Here is a 20,541-nt window from a genome sequence, read left to right on the forward strand (position 1 = left end):
TGGTCCAGAGTTGAGCAAGAAGTCGCTGTGGGCGCGGTGGACCGGCCGCCCAGCGAGACAGGACTTTTCACCTGAGCCGACCGTGAGGAGCTAGTCGATGTCAGAGCCGCTAGGTGTCAGCCCGGACGAGCTGAGGGCCGCGGCCGATCATCGCTGAAACCAGTTCGCGGTTGAAGCAGGTGTTGGCATCGCTGAGCGACGGGCTGGCCGGCGCCGGTGCGCCATGGGGTGATGACCATCTGGGTAAGCAGTTCGCCGACGGGGCCGCCGGGTATATCGCGCAGGTGGATTATGTGCACACTTCGATTGATGCGAAATCCGGTCTGCTCGACGGCTATTCCGATGGCATGAGGACAGCGGCGAACACGCTGGAACAACAGGATACGGGCGGCGGCTCGAACGGCCCGGGGACGAATTCGGACCTGGTTGACCCGAGCACCTCGGATCGACCACCTGCCAAACGGCGGAGTGGAACGAAGCAGGCCGTCAAAGCAACGCCGTCGGGAGCCCCGCCCGACGCTCCGAGGGCCAAACACGCCGCCCTCCAGCCGGAGATCAGAGCCACACCAGCCATCAAAGCAAACCCCGTCGGTGTCCCCGCTCGATCCTGCGGGCACCAGACTGACCCGCTCGATCCGATGACGACGTCGACGCCGCTGGAACCGCCGACGAGCTCGACACCGACCCCGGATGGCACAGAGCCGCCCGCGACACGGTCCGTCAGTCCTGGACCGGCTGAACCGACGCCATCGGATAGCTCCGGGACATTGACGCCACAGTTTAGCGACCCGGGCATCAGTAGGACACCGTCGGTTGCCGCTCTGCACGCGCTGGGGCCGATCGACCTTACGCCACCCGGTGGGCAGCTCGGTGTCTCCACACCAACCGGCGCCGGCATGCAGACACCCACGACACCGTCCGTCAGTCCTGGACTGGCGCAACCAAAGCAAGCGAGTACGCCGGGTGATTCGATCGGATCTATCGTCGAATTGGCCCAGCCGTTGATCAGCGCGGGAAGCGGGCTGGCCGGGATCATTCCCGATCTTCTACAACTCGGGCAACATGACCAGCAGCAACCCGCCGCCGACGGACGAGCGACCGCAGGACGCTTCCCCGGCCGGAACCCGGACGCGCCTCCGAGCCGCTGAACAGCGACCGGTTCAGACCGCCACCGCCTCGATGACACTCTGCGGGGAGTCCGCTCGCCAGACCGCGATGCGCCGCAGACCTGCCGCGAACAGCAGCGCGTCATATTCGCCGAGTGAGCGTTCCCGGCCACCGGTGACCGCGAGCATGTTCAGGTCCATCAGCGCCACGACGCCGGGATTGCCGCGATCTCCGATGAGCATTTCGATGATGGCGATGCGGCCCCCGGGGATCATGGCCTCACGGCAGCGTCTCAGGATCCGGACACAGGCTTCGTCGTCCCAGTCATGCAGGATGAACTTCAGGAGATACAGATCGGCGACGGGCAGCGAGTCGAAGAAGTCGCCTCCGATGACATGAATGCATCCCGCACGGTCACTCCGCTCGAGCTCTGCGGTCACCGCCTCAGCGACGTCCGGTCGATTGAAGATGATTCCGCGAAGTCTGGGATTCGCCCTCTGAAGCTGTCGAAGAAGCGCGGCGCTCGAACCCCCGACATCGACGGCCACCGCCACATCACTCGTCGAGATGCCGCCGACGACGTCGTGGGCGCACAGTGTCGTGGCGGCTTCCATTGCAGCGGTGAACTCTTCGGCGATGGACGGATTGCGCTGAAGGTACGAGTAGAGGGTCATTCCGAGCGCATCACGTGAATGGCTGCAGCCGTCTCGGACGGCCGCCACGAATTCGCCCCAGGGCAACCAGTGCGACCGGTTGGTCAAACCCAGGGCCAATCCGCGCAGCGATCTCGGGGCGTCCGCCCGCAGCGTGTCCAGCAGTGCAGTGGTGTGAACGTGTTCGGTGGCGTCGACCGTCACCAGCCCCAGCGCGATACCGGCCCGCACCAACCGAAACGTCGCCTGCGGGGCGCTGCCTTCTCGCGAGGCCAGCTCGTCGGTGGTCAGCGGGCCCTCGGCCAGATGGTCGGCTACCGAAAGGTCGACGAAGGCCCGGATCGTCTGACTGACCCAGTAGCCGAAGATCATGTCCGTCATTCGGTGATGGACATCGGGGCTGAGGGCCCAGCCCGACTTCTGATCCGGCATGGCGATCTCCTTGTGAGCGACGCAGTCATCGGTAGTGATTCGTAGGCTGCTCTCCCTCATGTGCCGAGTGATTCCGCCAGGTGGGCAAGTTCGTCCAACTCGCGTAGTGCCGCGGACTCCGGAAGCGACGCGAGCGCCAGGGCCGCTTCGTCGACGCCGGCGTGCGCGTATCCGGCCAATGTCTCGGTGTCGTGCCCGGCACCGTAGACGGTGATCGGGACGTCGGGGCGGCCGTTGTCGGCGAGCCATTGCCGGCCGGTGAGAATCTCGTCGACCGTCAACCCGGCGGGGGGTAGCCAACCGTCGCCGAGCGTGCAGACTCGCCGCATCGCCGCCCGGCTGGTGCCGCCCACGTAGATCGGCGGATGTGGCCGCCGCACCGGCTTCGGCCAGGAGTACATGGGGCCGAAATCAACGTGAGCACCGTGAAATTCGGCGATATCCGAGGCCCATATCTGTTTGAGTGCCTGAATCTGTTCGTTGAGCTTGGCGCCTCGCGTCGTCGGATCGAGGCCGTGGTGGCGCATCTCGTGACGGTTCCAGCCGACCCCCACCCCCAGGACCACCCGGCCGTTGGACACCAGTTCCAGGGTGGCCACTTCCTTGGCCGTGTAGATCACATCGCGTTGGGGCAGCAGGACGACGCCGGTGGCCAGCGTGAGTGTCCTCGTCGTCGCGGCCGCAGAGGCGAGGGCCACGAAGGGGTCGAGCGTTCGGTGAAATTCCCTGGGCGGGTCACCGGCCCCTGGATACGGCGCATCGTAGGCGACCGGCATGTGTGAGTGCTCAGTGACGATCAAGGAGTGGAATCCACGCTCTTCCACCGCGGCCCCAAGTGGACCAGGAGCCATGCTTTCGTCGGTGACAAACGTCGAAATGCCAAATCGCATGTCCTAGAACATGTCTCGTAGATGCTGGATCGACATGAACGTCCGCGCGCAGGCCATCATGTGGACAAGCTACGTCGGAGACTGGCGGCATCAATAGCCAGTGAGCGCACGGCTTCGGCCGTATTGCGCACGACCGCCGCCGTTGCGGCTACGTCACTGGGTGGGCCCGACGAACAGACTGTTGAGTCCCAGGCCGCCGTCGATACCGATCTCTTGAGCGGTGATGTACCCGGCGCCGTCGCCGGAAAGAAAGGCCACCAGATCGGCCACCTCCTCGGGACGGCCGAATCGATCGCTCAGAATTGCAGCGCGGATACATCCTGATCGGCCTGGGACAACGCCATCACCTTCGGCGTGGCGATCATGCCGGGCAGCAACGACGTTGGCGGTGATTCCATGGGCACTGTTCTCGATGGCAATGGTGCGCATCAATCCGTGTAAGCCGGCCCCGGGCCGAACGCCCTGACCCCGTCGGGTAGTACAGAAGTACCGGGTGGAACTCCAAGACCGGCCAGTCTCCATCGATTGTGACTTAGATCACAGTTATCCGGTGCACCGCATGCGGCCGCGCCGATCGACGTTGGTAACGGCAGATGGATGCCTTCACCGAGGCCCGCACGTGCCACGCCGGCCCCTCGTGGGTCAGCGCCTCTGATTTGGGTGACTTCGCGGTGCTGTGCTGCGACGAGCCGCACATCAACCTGTTGAGCGACCCCGATTCGCTGTCACTCGTGCATCGGGTGGCCCAGGTCGGTCCGGTCACCATCGGCGAACTCGTGGTGGGCTCCGACATGTCGCTTGATTGCGGCGAGATCTGCAGCGCCTATCGGGTGAACGTGCTGCGGTCCGGTCACCTGGAGTCGGTACTTCGGGGGTCGGTTCTCACTGCTGGGCCGGGAAGCACGACTGTGTACTCGCCGCAGGGTCACGCTGCAGCCCGATGGGCGGCCGGTAGCAGAATGATCGCCACCAAGATCGACCGTGGTGCCGTCGACGATGCGCTCAGTGAGGCGCTCGAGCGGCCGGTGACATCCCAGATCGACTTTCACCCCGTCATGTCGACCATGACCGGCGCCGCGCGCAGCTGGGTCGCCATGCTGCTGATGTTCACCGAGCAGTTGTTCCGGCCCGACAGCGTGCTCACACGCCCGATGGTCGGGCTGCCGTTCGTCGACGGCCTGGTGCGTGGGCTTCTGCTCGCCGCCGATCACCCGCACCGCGACGCCGTGGAGGCGGAAGCGAAACCGGCCGCCCCTCGCACGGTTCAGGTCGCGGTCGACGTCATCGAGGCCGAGCCGCATCTGCCGTTGACGGTGTCCGCGCTTGCGGCGCGCAGTCATGTCAGCGTCCGCAGCCTTCAGGAGAGTTTCCGCCGGCATCTCGGCATGTCGCCGATGGCGTATCTGCGCGAGGTTCGGCTCCGCCGCGCGCACCGCGCTCTGGAGGAATCAGACCCATCGGTCGCCACCGTCGCCTCCATCGCCTGCCAATGGGGGTTCAACAACCTCGGCCGGTTCGCCACCGCGCACGCGGAGCGTTTCGGCGAAGTTCCTTCGGTGACACTGCGCCGCACCAGATTCGTCCGCTGACCGCCGGTGGTGGGTCGGATCAGCCCGGCAGCACCGGAAGGGCGCCGGGCGCCATCAGCGGGCGCACCTCGGCCCAGGCCGGATCGTCCTCGGCGGCCGACCCGGCCAGCTGCAGCACGCCGCGTTCATCGGCCACGTACACCGTCGACGGGCTCGCGGCGACCGTCGTGACCGGCATCAGCAGATTGCGGCTCGGCCCGTCGGAGTTGACGCCGTCGAGGTTGACGTAGGACACCGGATGCTGTGGGTCGGTGCGGCTGACGACGATGTCGTCGCCGGTGCGCCAGGACAGTGACACCACCGTGTTGCCGAGCCCGAAGCCCAGCCGCCGCGGATAGGTCAGCGCGAACCCGCCGCCGGGTGTCTGCTCGACTCCGGCGAGGATGACCTGACCCTCGATGACCATTGCCGCGCGCGTGGCGTCACGCGACAGCTGCATCTCGGTGATCACGCCGGGAAATCGTGTCGACACAGCCGTCGAGTCGACGGGGATGCGGGCCGGCTGACCGGACGCGTCCTGGATGGCCCGCACAACGTTGATGCCGTCCACGACCACCCAGATCGCATCGTCGAGTGACCAGCTCGGCCGTGACAACGCGCGGCCGTCCATGGCCTGCGCGGCCGGGCCGCCGAGCGGCCCCACCCAGAGCGACGACGCCTGGTCGGGAGCACCCGGCCGCAACGTCACGATGGACGCGGCCTCCTGCCCCGTCCGCGACAACGATGCGGCCACCTGGTCGGGCATCTGGCCGAACGAGCCTTCCACCCGCGGAGCCCGCTGACCGTCGAGTGACACCAATGATCCGCCGATCAAGGCGTGCAGGCCGGCGGCGGCACCCTCGAACGCGCCGGGATCAGTGGCCGCCACATCGGAGGTCTCCCATCCATCGGCGAACCGGTCGTCCAATGCCGCACCGTCGGCGTTGATGACGTACGGCCCGTTGATCCCGGCTCGTGACAACGTCCAGATGAGCTGCGCCGCAAGCAATTGCCGGCTGTGCGGATCGGTCGTCGACAGGTTCTCCAGGTCGATCCGGGCGCCACCGTAACCACGCCCCACGCCGGTTTTGCCTCCGTCGGCACGCGTCACGGGGCCGCGCAGCCTCAGCGGCGGCCCCAGCAGGTTGCGCACCGTGTTGGCCATCTCCGGGCGCGGACCCGCGATGAGCTTGCTCACCAATTCGGTGGCCAGCTGGTCGGAATCGGACACCGCGACATAGCGCGGATCAGGCACGACAGTTTTTCCGGTGGGGTCCGCGAAGTACAGCGTGTTGCGTTTGTAGGTGGACTGAAATTGTTGCCAGTCGAGGAAGACGCCGTTGGGCAGCCGGTCGATGCGCCACCCGCCAGGCGTCTTGATCAGGTCGATGGGCCCCGGGTCGGGCAGCGCGCCCTCGCCCGTCTCGAACACTCCGACGTCGGACAACGATCCGAGGATGTCGGCGCGCATGCTCACCGACACCCGGTCGGGTCCACGCGTTTCGACGAACACGACGTTGTCGATCAACAGCGCGCTGCCGGCGTCATCCCATGCCTGTGAGGCGGATTCGGTGAGGAACTGCCGCGCCGCCAAATGTCTGTTCGCGGGATCGGCTGTGGCCTTGAGGAATTCGCGCAGCAGCACGTCCGGGTCCATTCCCGGCGTCGGCTTCGGCAGGCTCGGCGGTGCCGGCCGGTCGACCGTTCCGATCGCCTGCGGCGCCGACGAACTCGGCACACCGGCACAGCCGGAGAGAACAACCACCAACAGCGACAACGCCGCCAGGACCCGCTTCACACGCTCTCCTGGGCCGGCGCGCGTTCGCGGGAGCTCGGCCGCGGCGGCCGTTCGGGGCCAACGGGTTTCATCGGCAACGGGCTCGTGGTCACCTTGTGGCCGCGGACCAGCGGAAGCGTGAGCCGGAAACAGGCCCCCTTGCCCGGTTCACCCCACGCCTCGAGCCTGCCCTGGTGCAGTCGGGCGTCCTCGATGCTGATGGCCAACCCGAGGCCGGTGCCGCCCGAGCGGCGCACCCGCGAGGGGTCCGACCGCCAGAACCGGCTGAAAACCAGCTTCTCCTCGCCGGGCCGCAGTCCGACGCCGTAGTCGCGGACGGTGACCGCGACGGTGTCCTCGTCGGCGGCCATCCGGATCCGCACCGGCTTGCGTTCGGCGTGGTCGATGGCGTTGGCGATGAGGTTGCGCAGGATCCGTTCCACCCGGCGCGGGTCGACCTCCGCGATCACGCCCTCGGCGGGCATGTCCACGATCAGCTCGATGCCCGCGTCGTCGGCCAGGTGCCCGACGTTGTCAAGCGCGCTCTGCACCGTCGACTGCAGATCCACCGATTCGACCGACAACTCGGCGACGCCGGCGTCGTGGCGCGAGATTTCCAGCAGGTCGTTGAGCAGCGTCTCGAACCGGTCCAGTTCGCTGACCATCAGCTCGGTCGAGCGCCGCAGTGCCGGGTCGAGGTCCTCGCTGTGGTCGTAGATCAGGTCGGCGGCCATCCGCACCGTGGTCAGCGGTGTGCGCAGTTCGTGGCTCACATCGGAGGTGAACCGCCGTTGCAGGTTGCCGAACTCCTCCAGCTGGGTGATCTGGCGGTGCAGGCTTTCGGCCATGTCGTTGAACGAGACGGCCAGCCGGGCCATGTCGTCCTCGCCGCGCACCGGCATGCGTTCGGTCAGATGCCCTTCGGCGAACCGCTCCGCGATCCGCGAGGCCGACCGCACGGGCAGCACGATCTGGCGGGCCACCAACAGGGCGATCGCGGCCAGCAGCCCGAGCAGCACCACACCACCGGTCGCCATCGTCCCGCGCACCAGCGCGATGGTGCTTTCCTCGTTGTTGAGCGGGAAAATCAGGTAGAGCTCGAGATTGGTCACCGTCGACGCGGAAGATGTGGTCGGGCTGCCGATGATCAGTGCCGGACCGGAGAAGGCGTCGGTGTGCACGGTCGCGTACTGATAGCTGACCTGGCCCGCCTTCACGAAATCCCGCAACGCCTTCGGCACCTGCTGCACGGGTCCCGCCGCGGTCGCCGCGCGTGGACCGTCGCCCGGAACCACCAGCACCGCATCGAAGGCGCCCGCCAGCCCCGCGCCGGAGTCGGCCTTGCGGTCGATCAGCGTGTTACGCGCCAGTTGCAGGCTGCTGTCGAGCGAACGGGTCTCCTCGCCGCCGACGATGCCGCTGACGGTGTTGCGTGCTCGCTCGATTTCCTCAGTCGCGGCGCGCACCTTGACCTCGAGGATGCGGTCGGTGATCTGGCTGGTGAGTACGAAGCCGAGCACCAGGATGACGGCCAGCGACAGGCCGAGTGTCAACGTGACGACGCGCAGCTGCAGCGACCGTCGCCAGGCAAGCCCCATCGCCCGACCCAACGCACCCAATCCGCGTAAAAGTGGTGCAGAACGCCGATGAATGCGTCGCCTCGAGCTCCAGATCACGGGGGTCCGGCCTTGTATCCCACTCCTCGGACAGTCAAAACCACCTGCGGATTCTCCGGGTCTTTCTCAACCTTGGCCCGCAAACGTTGGACATGCACGTTCACCAAACGGGTGTCAGCGGGGTGCCGGTACCCCCACACCTGTTCGAGCAGCACATCACGAGTAAACACCTGCCGCGGTTTGCGCGCCAACGCCACCAATAGGTCGAATTCCAGCGGAGTGAGGGAGATCTGCTCGCCCTGCCGGGTGACCTTGTGGGCGGGCACGTCGATCTCGATATCGCCGATCGAGAGCATCTCAGCGGGCTCGTCTTCATTGCGGCGCAGCCGGGCGCGCACACGGGCCACCAGCTCCTTGGGCTTGAACGGCTTCATCACGTAGTCATCGGCACCCGATTCGAGACCGAGTACCACGTCAACGGTGTCGGTCTTGGCCGTCAACATCACGATCGGTACACCGGAGTCGGCGCGCAGCACGCGGCATACGTCGATGCCGTTCATGCCGGGCAGCATCAGGTCGAGCAGCACCAGATCGGGCCGAAGTTCACGCACCGCGGTGAGCGCCTGGGTGCCGTCGCCGACCACCGCGGTGTCGAAGCCCTCCCCCCGCAGCACGATGGTGAGCATCTCGGCCAACGAAGGGTCGTCATCGACGACCAGGATCCTTTGCCTCATGGTGTCCATGGTGTCACCGAATCGCGACAAATCGCTGATAGCGCGCCCGCGAGTCTGCTAGTGAGTCAGCGACGCGGCCAGATCGGCGGCGTCGACGGCCGGGCCCGCGACCACCCACCGCCCGCACCAGTCGCCCGCGGCCAGCTCCCCGTACACCTCGCCGGTCCGGCGCTGCAGTCCGTCGTCGCGCTCGTAGGCGTCCCGGGCGCGGTCGGCGTCTTGGCTGGCGCGGTTGACGGCGCGCTCGGCGGCCAGTTCCGTCGGCACGTCCAGCAGCACCTGCCAGTCCGGCGCGGGCAGGCGCAGGCGTTCGTACTCCAACTCACGCACCCACGACACCGCCTCACCGTCGACGCCCTGGTGCAGCCGCGCCGCGCTGTAGGCGGCATTGGATGCGACGTAGCGATCGAGGATCACCACCGGATGGGTGGCGAGCAGGCGGTTGATCTCCTCACGCGCGTCCGCGCGGTCGAGCGCGAACAGCACCGCCATCGCGTACACCGACGACGACAGGTCGCCGTGACCGCCGTGCAGCGCTTCGGCGGCCAGGTCGGCCGACACCGAGCGCCCGTAACGCGGGAACGCCAGCGTCGCCACGGACCGCCCGTCGGCCTCGAAGGCCGTCCGCAGGCCGGTTGTCAGCGTTCGCTTGCCGGCGCCGTCGACACCCTCGATGACGATGAGCACGCGGCGAGCGTACCGGGCCCCGCCCGCACCAGGCGCCGACAACCGGGCGACGATCGCGGTGCCGGGCCGGGGACGCGATCCGGCGGGTGCTGCCGCGTTGTGCCCACACCCAGCTGTGAAGCCGAACGGAGTCATCTGTGAATGCGCTTGACATCGGACGCCGGTATACCAGATGCCCGCAAACTGTGAGCCATGAAATTGCCTGCCGTGAACCCGCGAACTCTCGCCGCCGCGATTTGTAGTGGCGGGATCGTCGGCGCAGCTCTGTTCGCTGCCGCGCCGATCGCGAACGCCAATCAAGATCCCGCCGCCAATCCCCCGAATTGCAGCGCCGCCGACCTCGAGGGAGTCCGGTCGGGAGTGTCCGCATCGACGTCGGCGTACTTGTTCACGCACCCCGACCTGAACGACTTCATGTCCAGCCTGAAGGCTCTGTCACGGGAACAGATCGCGTCAAAGGTCAAGGATTACATGGCTTCTCATCCCGACGAGAAAGCCGATATGGCCGGCATCCGGCAACCGCTGCTCGACATCAAGAACCGCTGCGGTCAGCCACCAAGCCCGTGACAGGTCGCACGCGCGTCGTCGGCAGCACCGTCATCTCTCGAGCGCCGCGCTTCAGATAGGCAACCAGGTTCGGCGGTGCGTAGTCCGGCAGGAGTCGGTGCCGTTCCTGCGCGGTCGACGCGAGGTACTCGTGCGCCGCGTCGACGGCGCCGAGGGGCCGGACGTATCGCTGCGGAAGAAGGCCGAAAATCCCGACGTGGCCGGTATGCAGCCGACCCAAAGGGTTTGGAGAGATGTCCGTTGCGGCACCGGACTTCTCGCTGGCGGCCGCATCGTCCGGACTGAACGCCAGACCGTATTCGCGGCTGCGTTCGACCATCCAGGCCAGAGCTACGTCACTGAGACCATGGCCGCGGATGCCGCCGCCGACGTCGCTGTGGCTTCCGGCGAACCAGACCTGTTCGACTCGCTGATGTGCGGGAGCATGCTTTTGCGGCGTCCACAGCGTGGGCCGAAAGAGCGATGCGTGTTCGTCGATCGCCAGCGCATGGAATGCGGCGTCGACGGTTGAGCTGAGATCCGTGTCATGAAACCGGGATTGGTCGTTGATCAGGTCGACCAACGGCAGCCCGGTGAGCGGAATGCCAAGGGCGCCAACCGTATCCCAGACACCGATGAAGCGGATGCGCGTTTCATGCGAGTAGGCACGCCTGAACAGTTGGGCCTCGACGCTTCTGGGATGCGCGGCGTCCTTGCGGCTGCGATACAGCGCGTAAGCCTCATCCAGGCGGTCGATGTGTTCGCGACGGAGAACACCGGAGTTCCGGATGAAGCCCGCAAGACTGCGGGCGGTGAAGGCGCCGCGGCTGAACCCGTACAGGAAGAGTTCATCGCCGGGGTCGAAGTTCTGGACGATGTACCGGTACGCGTTGCGAATATCCGGTGACACACCGAGGCCGAAGATCGCTCCCGCATATTTGTTAAACCACCGGGTTCCGACGCCCGGTTGGTAGTAGGTACGCTGCTCCACCCCTGCCGAATCCTCCGGAGCGATCGCCAGCGCGATCTTCGCGACGTTCGTCAGATCCCGAACATTCGTGGTTTCCCAGGTGCCATCGCAGCACACAATCAGACGCTTGGACATTTCGGCGCTCCTCGAACGGTGTGCCGGGCAAGGGAGCCCCCGCACGGCATCGGCGACCAAAGGCCGACACCCGCTCCGACGGTCGTGTCCCCCAAGCCGTTCAACAGAGCGCGTTTGCGCTTTCCCACATAGTGAATTCAGCGTTACCCACGCCATGCGCTCCCGACGAGAGACGGCCCCCGACACACGCTGCGCCGGGGGCCGTCCACCTCGAGGAAGCTCAGTAGCGGTAGTGCTCCGGCTTGTACGGGCCCTCGACGTCGACGTTGATGTACTCGGCCTGCTCCTTGGTGAGCTTGGTGAGCGTGCCACCCAGCGCCTCGACATGGATGCGCGCGACCTTCTCGTCGAGATGCTTGGCGAGTCGGTAGACCTCGTTGTCGTACTCGTCGTTCTTGGTCCACAGCTCGATCTGGGCGATCACCTGGTTGGAGAAGCTGTTGCTCATCACGAACGAGGGGTGCCCGGTGGCGTTACCCAGGTTCAGCAGCCGGCCCTCGCTCAGCACGATGATCGACGTGCCGTCGTCGAAAATCCACTGATCGACCTGCGGCTTGATGTTGAGCCGCTTGGCACCGGAGCGCTCGAGCTTGGCCATCTGGATCTCATCGTCGAAGTGGCCGATGTTGCCCAGAATCGCCTGATCCTTCATCGCCTTCATGTGCTCGAGGGTGATGATGTCCTTGTTGCCGGTGGCGGTGATGACGATGTCGGCCTCGCCGATCGCCTCGTCGACCGTGCGCACGTCGAAGCCGTCCATCAGCGCCTGGAGCGCGTTGATCGGATCGATCTCGGTGACCGACACCCGGGCGCCCTGGCCGGCCAGCGATTCGGCGCAACCCTTGCCCACGTCACCGTAGCCACAGATCAGCACCTTCTTGCCGCCGATCAGCACGTCGGTGCCGCGGTTGATGCCGTCGATCAGCGAATGCCGGGTGCCGTACTTGTTGTCGAATTTGGACTTGGTCACCGAGTCGTTGACGTTGATCGCCGGGAAGGCCAGCGTGCCCGCGGCCGCGAACTGGTAGAGCCGCAGCACACCGGTGGTGGTTTCCTCGGTGACGCCCTTGACCGACTCGGCGATCTTGGTCCACTTGGTCTTGTCGGTCTCGAAGCGCGCACGCAGCAGGGAGAGGAAGACCTTCCACTCGGCGGAGTCGTCGTCCTCCTCGGGCGGCACGACGCCGGCCTTCTCGAACTCCGCGCCGCGCAGAACCAGCATGGTGGCGTCGCCACCGTCGTCGAGAATCATGTTGGCCGGCTCGCCAGGCCACGTCAGCATCTGCTCGGCGGCCCACCAGTACTCCTCGAGGGACTCGCCCTTCCACGCGAAAACCGGAACACCCTTGGGCTCTTCGGGGGTGCCGTGCGGGCCGACGACGACGGCAGCAGCCGCGTGGTCCTGGGTGGAGAAGATGTTGCACGACGCCCATCGAACTTCAGCGCCCAGGGACACCAGGGTCTCGATCAGCACCGCGGTCTGAATGGTCATGTGCAGCGAACCCGAGATCCGTGCGCCCTTCAGCGGCTGCACATCGTGATACTCGCGCCGCAACGACATCAGCCCGGGCATCTCGTGCTCGGCCAGCCGGATCTCCTTGCGGCCGTAATCGGCCAGGGACAGATCGGCCACCTTGTAGTCGATGCCGTTCGAGACATCAGCGGTCAGCCCCTGCCCGGAAACAGTTGAAGTCGTCGTCATATGGGGGTTCCTTCTCGTGCGCGCGTCACATTACTTAGCCTTGTTACATATTAGGTGGAGTCGGTCACGGGTGGCTCGGACCCCGTCGCCCCTAGTTCTGCTCGATCACACCGTAGCGTTCCGCAAACGGCGTCATGAGACGGGCTAGGTCTCGGGCGACGTCGTGGTCGGCCTCGGGCGGCATCGAGACATAACTCATTGCCAACCTGACGATAGCGCGGGCCAGCACTCCGGCGTCCTCTTCGCTGGCGCGCACCCAGCTCTGCATGAACGACTCGGTCAGCCGCGCCGAACTCCGGGTGATGATCGGGGCACTGTCGGTGGTGATCAACTGCAGCAGGTCGGGCTTGGTGCCACCGGTGAGCAGCGAAATCACCAGCGGATCGGCGGCCGACTCGGTGAAGAAGTCGCGGAAGCCCTGCAGGAAGGCGGCGTAGACGTCGCCGACGTTGCCGTTGACGGCACGCTCGATCTGGTCGACGAGGCGGTCTGCCAGCCGCAGGGCGTACCCCTGCGCCAGACCCTGCCGAGACCCGAATTCGTTGTAGATCGTCTGCCGACTGATGCCTGCGGCACGCGCCACGTCCGAGAGTGTGATCGACGACCAGTCGCGGGTGAGTAGCAACTCCCGCATGCCGTCGAGGATCGAATCGCGCAGCAACGCCCTCTGCGCCTCGGCGTAGGGGACGCGCTGCGCGGTTCGCGGGTCGCGAGGGCCGGTCACACGCGCGACCTTATCTTTTCCGGTTGCTTCCCTGGCCGATGCCGCCGTCACGGCCGGGCGATTTCCACCATCTCGAAGTCCGATTTCGCCGCGCCGCAGTCCGGGCAACTCCAGTCCTCGGGGATCTCATCCCAGCGGGTGCCCGGTGCGATACCGTCCTCCGGCCAGCCCTTTTCCTCGTCGTACTCGAATCCGCACTGCACGCAGACGAACAGCTTGTAGTCACTCATACTCATTGCCTCACTCCCATTCCTCACTCCCATTTCTTCGAAGTCGACCTTCTCGCGCACCGCACAATCGGGGCAGCACCAGTCCTCGGGAACGTCGCGCCACGGCGTACCCCCGGGAAATCCCTCGCGCGGCGCGCCTTTCACCTCGTCATAGATGTAGTCACAGCCGGGGCACCGGTAGGCGGTCACCGGGACACTCCTGCTGCCCCTTGGTCGGTCCTCTGCTCCACGCGCAGGCGCAAGCGCTCGTCGGTCCTCCTCTCTCCCCCTGCCCTTCGGGCGGGTGGGACCACCGCTTGCGAGGGGAGTACCCCCACGCGCAAGCGCTCGTCGGCGGTGTACTTCGCGAGAACCTTGTCGCGGACCCGCGGATGCAGGTTCACCCGGGCGATGTCGCCGTCGTAGTGCTCGAGCACCCGGTGGTCCATCACCCTGCGCCACAGCGCCGGAACGTAGGTCAGCGCGATCATCGACGCATACCCGCTGGGCAGGTTCGGCGCCCCGGACATGCTGCGCAGCGTCTGATACCGGCGGGTCGGGTTGGCGTGGTGATCGCTGTGCCGCTGCAGGTGATAGAGGAACAGGTTGGTCACGATGTGATCGGAGTTCCAGCTGTGTTGCGGCGCGCACCGCTCGTACCGGCCGCTTTGGGTCTTCTGCCGGAGCAAACCGTAGTGCTCCAGGTAGTTGACCGTCTCCAGCAGCGTGAAGCCGAACACCGCCTGGATCACCATGTAAGGGACCAACACCGGGCCGAACAGCGCGACCAGCGCGCCCCAGAACACCACCGACATCAGCCACGCATTGAGCACATCATTGCGAATGTCGTACGGGCTCTTACCCAATCGGCGCATCCGTTGTGCCTCCAGCTCCCACGACGAGCGCAGGCTCCCCCACACGCTGCGCGGTAGGAACTCCCAGAACGTCTCGCCGAACCGCGCCGACGCCGGATCCTCCGGAGTGGCCACCCGTACGTGGTGCCCGCGATTGTGCTCGATGTAGAAGTGCCCGTACCACGTCTGCGCCAGCGTGATCTTCGCCAGCCACCGCTCGAGGGAGTCCTTCTTGTGGCCGAGTTCGTGTGCGGTGTTGATGCCCACCCCTCCGAGCATCCCGACCGACAGCGCGAGCCCGATCTTGGCGGGCCACCCCAGGGATCCGTCGAAGCCGAGCCAGCTCACCTCCGATGCGGTGAACAGATAGGCGCCGAAGACCACGCTGGCGTACTGGAAGGGCAGGTGGATGTAGGTGCAGTAGCGGTAGTACTTGTCGTTCTCCAGGCGCTCCATCACCTCGTCGGGCGGGTTCTGCCCGTCCGGGCCATAGCGCCGATCGAGTGCCGGCAGCACGACGTACAGCAGGATCGGCCCGATCCAGAACGGCGTCTGCGCGGCGGCGTGCCAGCCCCACTGGTTGAACGCCCACACCACGGGCAGCACGACGAACAGCGCCGTGGGCGCGACCAGGCCCATCAGCCACAGATGACGCTTCTTGTCGCGCCACTGATCGATGTCGATCTCGGAGAGTTCGGTGGTCATTGCATCTCCTCAGTGCGTGCCGTCACGACGTCTGAGGTTGACTATAGGAGCGACTTTGTCCGTTGTCTAGACATAATAAGGTGCTTTGTAAAGCCGCAGAGCCGCTCGAGGTCAGTGCACGGCTTCGGGTTCCCTGTTGGCCACCGCCGAATGACGGCGTCCGTAAACCAGATAGATGAGCAGTCCGAGCGCCATCCAGACCAGGAACCGGATCCAGGTCAGGGCGGTGAGGTTGAGCATGAGCCACGTACACGCGAGGATCGCCGCGATCGGTAACCAGGGCACCAGCGGTGTGCGGAATGCGCGCTTCAGGTCAGGCCTGCTCTGTCGCAGCACGATCACGCCCGCCGAGACCAGAACGAACGCGAACAGCGTGCCGACGTTGACCATTTCCTCCAACTTGGTGATCGGGAAGAACGCCGCCGCCAGGCCGACCAGAGCCCCGACCAGGATGGTCAGCCGTACCGGCGTGCCGTGCGTGCCCGTCTTCGCCAGCTGATAGGGCAACAGGCGATCGCGCGACATCGCGAACAGCACCCTGACCTGACCGAGCATCAGGACCATCACCACCGTCGTCAGACCGGCGAGGGCTCCGATCGAGATCACCTTGGCCGCCCACGAGACGCCGTTGACCGTGAACGCCGTCGCGAGGTTGGCGTCCTCGCCCGCGTTCTTCAGCTCGGTGTACCGGACCATGCCCGACAGCACGACGGCGACCGCGACGTACAAGACCGTGACGATCACCAGGGTGCCGATGATGCCGCGTGGCACATCGCGCTGTGGGTTCTTGGTCTCTTCGGCGGTCGTGGCCACCACGTCGAAACCGATGAACGCGAAGAACACGATCGACGCGCCGGCCAGCAGCCCGTACCAGCCGTAGTGGCTGCTGCCCGCGCCGGTCAGCAGGGAGAACAGCGACTGCTCCCCTGACCCGCCGGTCCCGCCCGACTCGGCCGGTGGGATGAACGGCGTGTAGTTGGCCGCCTTGATGTAGAAGGCGCCGAGGATGATGACCAGGATGACGACGGCGACCTTGATGAGCGTGATGACCGCGCTGACGTTCGAGGAGAGTTTGGTGCCGAGGGCCAGCAGCGTCGTGACGACCGCGACGATCAGCACGGCTCCCCAATCGACGCCGAGGCCGCCGATATGGACTTCGCCCCCGGCGAATCCGAACACCTCGCCCAGGTACGTCGACCAGCTCTTGGCGACGGTCGCCGCGCCGACCGCGAACTCGAGCACCAGGTCCCAGCCGATGATCCAGGCGACCAGCTCACCGAAGCTGGCATAGGAGAACGTGTATGCGCTGCCCGCCACCGGCACCGTCGACGCGAACTCGGCGTAGCACAGGGCGGCCAGCCCACACGCGACCGCCGCGAGGACGAACGAGATCGAGATGGCGGGGCCCGTGATGGTGCCCGCTGTGGAGGCGGTGATGGTGAAGATGCCTGCGCCGATGACCACGGACACCCCGAACACGATCAGGTCCCACCAGGTCAGATCCTTGCGGAGCCGGGTGCCGGGTTCGTCGGTGTCCTGGATCGACTGCTCGACAGACTTGGTTCGCCGCCCCACGGGACCGTCCTTTCGCTGACCTCCGGCCGCGCCTGCGGCGCCGTTGTCGGTTTGGATACCCACTACTGTCGGTATTCATGGGGCGGCAGGGCCATCACGCGGTCGTCATCGGCGCCGGCATCGGGGGACTGTGCGCCGCGCGGGTACTGTCTGATTTCTACGACCGGGTGACGGTCTACGAGCGCGACGAGCTGCCGGCGGGACCGGCCAACCGTGCCGCCGTCCCGCAGGGCAGACACGTACACCTGCTGATGGCCCGGGGTGCGCAGGAGTTGGAGGCACACTTCCCCGGTCTGCTCGACGACATGGTCGCCGCCGGTGTGCCGATCCTGGAGAACCGCCCGGACTGCATCCACTTCGGCGCCGCCGGCCATGTCCTGGGCACCCGGCATCGACTGCAGGACGAATTCACCGCCTACGTACCCAGCAGGCCCCAGTTGGAATGGCAGATCCGGCGCCGGGTCGCGTCGATCGACAATGTCGACTTCGTGCACGGCACGGTCACCGAACCGCGATTCGACGCCGCGCGGCAACGGGTCACCGGCGTTGTCCTCGAGTCGGGAGTGGTGGAGGCCGAGCTCGTCGTCGACGCGGCCGGCCGAGGCACCCGGTTGCCGGTGTGGCTGGCGCAGTGGGGATTCGAACGTCCCCGCGAGGACGCTGTCGAGGTTGGCATCGGATACGCCACCCATCAGTTGCGCATCCCTGATGGCCTGATCGCCGAGAAGGTCATCGTGGCCGGCGCCTCTGACCACCAGCCGCTGGGCCTCGGCATGCTCTGCTACGAGGACGGCACCTGGGGGCTGACGACCTTCGGCGTGGCCAAAGTCGAGCCACCGCATGACTTTTCGGGAATGTGTGCGCTCGCCGACGCGATCCTGCCCGCACATATCGCGGCCGCGGTGCGCCGCGGCGAGCCCATCGGCGACATCGCGTTCCACAAATACCCCACCAGCCGCTGGCGTCGCTACGACAAACTCGACCCGTTCCCTGGCGGCATCATCGCCTTCGGTGACGCGGTGGCGAGCTTCAACCCGACTTTCGGCCAGGGCATGACGATGACCTCGCTGCACGCGGGTCACCTGCGTCGAGCGCTCGAGACGCCTGGTGCCGACCTGCCGACCGAGTTCAACAACGCTGCCGCAAAGACCACCTATCCGGTGTGGACGATGAACGCGATCGGCGACCTGGTGTTGCACCGCGCCAGCGGGCCGAAGCCGTGGTGGTACCGGCCGGTCGGCCGGTTGTTCGATCAGTTCCTCGGCGCCGCGGAGACGGATCCCGTACTGGCCGAATGGTTCCTGCGCCGCTTCAGCTTGCTCGACAGCCTGTACATGGTGCCGTCGGCACGGCTGGTCGGCCGTACGGTCCGCCACAACATGCTGTTGTGGCTGGCGGAGCACACGCGGCGAATCCGACGGCGCGTGACCGCGATCTCGTCGGGTAGGTTCGTTGCCATGACGGGGACGCGATGAGCGCGGGTCTGTTCGGGCTCCTCGACGACATCGCCGCGCTGGCTCGGCTTGCGGCTGCATCGGTCGACGACATCGGCGCGGCCGCCGGACGCGCGACCGCCAAGGCGGCGGGCGTCGTGATCGACGACACCGCGGTGACGCCCCAGTACGTGCACGGGATCACCGCCGATCGCGAACTGCCGATGATCAAGCGCATCGCGATCGGATCCCTGCGCAACAAACTTCTGTTCATCCTGCCCGCCGCGTTGCTGCTCAGTCAGTTCGTGCCGTGGCTGCTCACCCCGATCCTGATGGTCGGCGCCACTTACCTCTGCTACGAGGGCGCCGAGAAGGTGTGGGGTCGCTTGAGGGGCCACGATGCACACGCGGCGCCCACCACCGCCGCGGGCGGCGACGCCGAACGCCAGATGACGGCCGGCGCCATCCGCACCGATTTCATCCTGTCGGCCGAGATCATGGTGATCGCGCTCAACGAGGTCGCCGACCAGTCGTTCTGGCCGCGCCTGATCATCCTCGTCGCCGTCGCCATCGTGATCACCGCCGCGGTGTACGGCGTGGTGGGGCTGATCGTGAAGATGGACGACATCGGCCTGAGCCTGGCCCAGCGCTCGTCACGTTTTGCGCAGCGGGTCGGGCGCGGCCTGGTCGCCGCGATGCCCAAACTGCTGTCGGCGCTCTCGGCCATCGGCACCGTCGCGATGCTCTGGGTCGGCGGCCACATCCTGCTGGTCGGCACCGACACAGTCGGCTGGCACGCCCCGTACGGACTGGTCCACCACGCCGAGGAGTTCGTCCATCACGCCGTCCAAGGCGTCGGCGGGCTGCTGGCCTGGCTCGTCAACACCGCGGCGTCCGCCGTCATCGGCTTGATCGTCGGAGCCGTCGTCGTGGCGATCGTCAGCGTGCTGCCGTTCGGCAAGAAGCACGAGGCGCCTGCGAAGTCGGACGCCGCTTAGACGCCGACCGTCGCGCGGAACAGCTTCGTCGGATCCTGCGCGAGTAGGCGGATCGGGCCGTCGTCAGCGGCCACCCATGCTGCCGATCCGCGCTCGAGTGTCACCGCGGTCGTCTTGGCGTGCACCACCGTCGAGCCCTCCGTGCACAGCAGGATCTGCGGGCCGTCGTGGGGAGTAGGGGCGTCGATCTCGTGGCCCACCTGGTCACCGGCGATGTGCAGCACCGACACCGCGAATTCCGGCGCCGGCGTGTGGTAAACGAGTTCCGTTCCGTCCTTCGCGGTTTCGGGACGAAACACGATGTCGATCGCAGGCGTGAAGTCCAGCACTCGCAACAGTTCGGGCACGTCGACGTGCTTTGGGGTCAGTCCGCCGCGGAGCACGTTGTCGGAGTTGGCCATCACCTCGACACCCACGCCCTGCAGATAGGCGTGCAGATTTCCGGCGGGCAGGTAGATGGCCTCCCCCGGGCTGAGCGAGATCCGGTTCAGCAGCATCGAAGCCAGCACGCCCGCGTCGCCGGGATACCGCTCGCCGAGTTCGAGCACGGTCTTGGCCTCGGCCGCGAATTTCTTCTCGCCCGAACGGAGGTAGTTGATCGCCCCTTCGATCACCGCCGGAACCAAGAGGTCGAGGTCGGGCTGGGGCGCGGTGATCCAGGTGGTGAACAGCGCCCGCAGGCCGTCCGCGTCGGACTGATCGGAGAGCAGGTTGACGAACGGATCCAGGTCGGCCACCGCCAGCGCCCGCATCAGTTCGACGCTCTGTGCCGCTGGACGGAAGCCGGCCAGTGCCTCGAATTGCCCTAGTGCAACAAGCAATTCGGGCTTGTGACTGCGGTCTCGGTAGTTGCGCGTCGGCGCCGAGAACCCGATGCCCAGCTGTTCCTCGCGCGCAAAGCCTTCCACCGCCTGAGCGGCGCTGGGGTGGGCCTGCAGAGAAAGCGGCTCGTCGGCGGCGAGCACCTTGAGCAGGAACGGCAATGTGTCACCGAAGCGGCTGCGCACCGCCGGCCCCAGCTGCCCCTCCGGATCCTTGCGCAACGCGTCCAGCAGCGACTGCTCGCCGTCATCTGTTTCCAGCCAGGCGGGATCTCCCGGGTGCGCGCCGAACCACAGCTCCGCCTCGGGATGCGCTGTGGGACTGGGTTGTCCGGTGAACTCGGCAATCGCCGTCCGCGAACCCCATGCGTAGGTCCGCACCGCACCGCGTAACAGATGCACTCG

18 protein-coding genes and 2 pseudogenes are annotated in these 20,541 nt (G+C 66.4%); 5 read left to right on the forward strand and 15 right to left on the reverse strand.

The window, feature by feature from the left end; translation table 11 throughout:
- Positions 1-179 precede the first annotated feature (179 nt).
- Positions 180-1,148 (forward strand): hypothetical protein, encoded by a 969-nt coding sequence (locus tag ACVWWN_RS33585; protein WP_457147697.1) that lies wholly within the window; start codon positions 180-182, stop codon positions 1,146-1,148.
- 12 nt (positions 1,149-1,160) lie between these two features.
- Here ACVWWN_RS33585 and ACVWWN_RS33590 read toward each other — a convergent pair whose 3' ends face one another.
- The 3 genes from ACVWWN_RS33590 to ACVWWN_RS33600 all read right to left on the reverse strand — a co-directional run bounded on the left by ACVWWN_RS33590 (position 1,161) and on the right by ACVWWN_RS33600 (position 3,604).
- Complete coding sequence (locus ACVWWN_RS33590; protein WP_457147698.1) at positions 1,161-2,192, reverse strand: methyltransferase; 1,032 nt, start codon at positions 2,190-2,192, stop codon at positions 1,161-1,163.
- 56 nt (positions 2,193-2,248) lie between these two features.
- Positions 2,249-3,082, reverse strand: a complete 834-nt coding sequence (locus ACVWWN_RS33595; RefSeq protein ID WP_457147699.1) for a TIGR03619 family F420-dependent LLM class oxidoreductase — start codon at positions 3,080-3,082, stop codon at positions 2,249-2,251.
- 153 nt (positions 3,083-3,235) lie between these two features.
- Positions 3,236-3,604 (reverse strand): SDR family oxidoreductase, encoded by a 369-nt coding sequence (locus ACVWWN_RS33600; RefSeq protein WP_457147700.1) that lies wholly within the window; start codon positions 3,602-3,604, stop codon positions 3,236-3,238.
- Between the two features lie 71 nt (positions 3,605-3,675).
- On the opposite strand from ACVWWN_RS33600, the gene ACVWWN_RS33605 reads away from it, so the two are divergent.
- Entirely contained in the window at positions 3,676-4,671 is a 996-nt protein-coding gene (locus ACVWWN_RS33605) for an AraC family transcriptional regulator (RefSeq protein ID WP_457147701.1), read from the forward strand.
- 19 nt (positions 4,672-4,690) lie between these two features.
- Here ACVWWN_RS33605 and lpqB read toward each other — a convergent pair whose 3' ends face one another.
- The 4 genes from lpqB to ACVWWN_RS33625 are packed head-to-tail and all read right to left on the reverse strand — an operon-like array spanning position 4,691 to position 9,464.
- A complete protein-coding gene (lpqB, locus tag ACVWWN_RS33610; protein WP_457149376.1) occupies positions 4,691-6,436 on the reverse strand; it encodes an MtrAB system accessory lipoprotein LpqB in 1,746 nt (581 codons plus the stop codon).
- A gap of 8 nt (positions 6,437-6,444) precedes the next feature.
- Positions 6,445-8,103 (reverse strand): MtrAB system histidine kinase MtrB, encoded by a 1,659-nt coding sequence (gene mtrB / locus ACVWWN_RS33615; protein WP_457147702.1) that lies wholly within the window; start codon positions 8,101-8,103, stop codon positions 6,445-6,447.
- Positions 8,100-8,786 (reverse strand): two-component system response regulator MtrA, encoded by a 687-nt coding sequence (gene mtrA / locus ACVWWN_RS33620; protein WP_457147703.1) that lies wholly within the window; start codon positions 8,784-8,786, stop codon positions 8,100-8,102. Before mtrA ends, mtrB begins: the two co-directional genes overlap by 4 nt.
- A gap of 48 nt (positions 8,787-8,834) precedes the next feature.
- A complete protein-coding gene (locus tag ACVWWN_RS33625) occupies positions 8,835-9,464 on the reverse strand; it encodes a dTMP kinase (protein WP_457149377.1) in 630 nt (209 codons plus the stop codon).
- 192 nt (positions 9,465-9,656) lie between these two features.
- Here ACVWWN_RS33625 and ACVWWN_RS33630 point away from each other — a divergent pair, with 192 nt between their 5' ends.
- Positions 9,657-10,031 (forward strand): heme-binding protein, encoded by a 375-nt coding sequence (locus tag ACVWWN_RS33630; protein WP_457147704.1) that lies wholly within the window; start codon positions 9,657-9,659, stop codon positions 10,029-10,031.
- Here ACVWWN_RS33630 and ACVWWN_RS33635 read toward each other — a convergent pair.
- The 7 genes and pseudogenes from ACVWWN_RS33635 to ACVWWN_RS33665 form a co-directional block, all read right to left on the reverse strand.
- A complete protein-coding gene (locus ACVWWN_RS33635; RefSeq protein WP_457147705.1) occupies positions 9,997-11,115 on the reverse strand; it encodes a DUF2235 domain-containing protein in 1,119 nt (372 codons plus the stop codon). The two genes, ACVWWN_RS33630 and ACVWWN_RS33635, sit on opposite strands and share 35 nt — an antisense overlap.
- Before the next feature lie 220 nt (positions 11,116-11,335).
- Positions 11,336-12,817, reverse strand: coding sequence for an adenosylhomocysteinase (ahcY, locus tag ACVWWN_RS33640; RefSeq protein WP_457147706.1), 1,482 nt, complete (start codon positions 12,815-12,817; stop codon positions 11,336-11,338).
- Positions 12,818-12,908: 91 nt separating this feature from the next.
- Positions 12,909-13,541, reverse strand: a complete 633-nt coding sequence (alkX, locus tag ACVWWN_RS33645; RefSeq protein WP_457147707.1) for a TetR family transcriptional regulator AlkX — start codon at positions 13,539-13,541, stop codon at positions 12,909-12,911.
- Between the two features lie 47 nt (positions 13,542-13,588).
- Complete coding sequence (locus tag ACVWWN_RS33650) at positions 13,589-13,771, reverse strand: rubredoxin (RefSeq protein ID WP_457149378.1); 183 nt, start codon at positions 13,769-13,771, stop codon at positions 13,589-13,591.
- A gap of 51 nt (positions 13,772-13,822) precedes the next feature.
- Positions 13,823-14,212: pseudogene (locus ACVWWN_RS33655) on the reverse strand (rubredoxin); the annotation flags it as partial.
- Positions 14,104-15,309 (reverse strand): annotated as a pseudogene (locus ACVWWN_RS33660) (alkane 1-monooxygenase); the annotation flags it as partial. The pseudogenes ACVWWN_RS33660 and ACVWWN_RS33655, both read right to left, overlap by 109 nt.
- A 111-nt stretch (positions 15,310-15,420) precedes the next feature.
- Positions 15,421-16,884 (reverse strand): amino acid permease, encoded by a 1,464-nt coding sequence (locus ACVWWN_RS33665; RefSeq protein WP_457147708.1) that lies wholly within the window; start codon positions 16,882-16,884, stop codon positions 15,421-15,423.
- Positions 16,885-16,961: 77 nt separating this feature from the next.
- Between ACVWWN_RS33665 and ACVWWN_RS33670 the strand changes: the two genes are divergently transcribed.
- Together ACVWWN_RS33670 and ACVWWN_RS33675 are read left to right on the forward strand one after the other, a co-directional pair.
- Positions 16,962-18,359 (forward strand): FAD-dependent oxidoreductase, encoded by a 1,398-nt coding sequence (locus tag ACVWWN_RS33670; protein WP_457147709.1) that lies wholly within the window; start codon positions 16,962-16,964, stop codon positions 18,357-18,359.
- Positions 18,356-19,315, forward strand: coding sequence for a DUF808 domain-containing protein (locus tag ACVWWN_RS33675; RefSeq protein ID WP_457147710.1), 960 nt, complete (start codon positions 18,356-18,358; stop codon positions 19,313-19,315). The genes ACVWWN_RS33670 and ACVWWN_RS33675 overlap by 4 nt, the downstream gene beginning before the upstream one ends.
- Here ACVWWN_RS33675 and manA read toward each other — a convergent pair.
- A complete protein-coding gene (gene manA / locus ACVWWN_RS33680; protein WP_457147711.1) occupies positions 19,312-20,538 on the reverse strand; it encodes a mannose-6-phosphate isomerase, class I in 1,227 nt (408 codons plus the stop codon). The genes ACVWWN_RS33675 and manA overlap by 4 nt on opposite strands.
- Between the last annotated feature and the right edge of the window lie 3 nt (positions 20,539-20,541).

This window comes from Mycobacterium sp. URHB0021, from assembly GCF_054057895.1.

Bases quoted from the DNA above. Each gene is read 5' to 3' on its own strand.
- ACVWWN_RS33590 (WP_457147698.1), bottom strand. From the start codon at position 2,192: ATGCCGGATCAGAAGTCGGGCTGGGCCCTCAGCCCCGATGTCCATCAC.
- ACVWWN_RS33595 (WP_457147699.1), bottom strand. From the start codon at position 3,082: ATGCGATTTGGCATTTCGACGTTTGTCACCGACGAAAGCATGGCTCCT.
- ACVWWN_RS33600 (WP_457147700.1), bottom strand. From the start codon at position 3,604: ATGGAGACTGGCCGGTCTTGGAGTTCCACCCGGTACTTCTGTACTACC.
- ACVWWN_RS33605 (WP_457147701.1), top strand. From the start codon at position 3,676: ATGGATGCCTTCACCGAGGCCCGCACGTGCCACGCCGGCCCCTCGTGG.
- mtrA (WP_457147703.1), bottom strand. From the start codon at position 8,786: ATGGACACCATGAGGCAAAGGATCCTGGTCGTCGATGACGACCCTTCG.
- ACVWWN_RS33630 (WP_457147704.1), top strand. From the start codon at position 9,657: ATGAAATTGCCTGCCGTGAACCCGCGAACTCTCGCCGCCGCGATTTGT.
- ACVWWN_RS33635 (WP_457147705.1), bottom strand. From the start codon at position 11,115: ATGTCCAAGCGTCTGATTGTGTGCTGCGATGGCACCTGGGAAACCACG.
- ahcY (WP_457147706.1), bottom strand. From the start codon at position 12,817: ATGACGACGACTTCAACTGTTTCCGGGCAGGGGCTGACCGCTGATGTC.
- ACVWWN_RS33650 (WP_457149378.1), bottom strand. From the start codon at position 13,771: ATGAGTGACTACAAGCTGTTCGTCTGCGTGCAGTGCGGATTCGAGTAC.
- ACVWWN_RS33670 (WP_457147709.1), top strand. From the start codon at position 16,962: ATGGGGCGGCAGGGCCATCACGCGGTCGTCATCGGCGCCGGCATCGGG.
- ACVWWN_RS33675 (WP_457147710.1), top strand. From the start codon at position 18,356: ATGAGCGCGGGTCTGTTCGGGCTCCTCGACGACATCGCCGCGCTGGCT.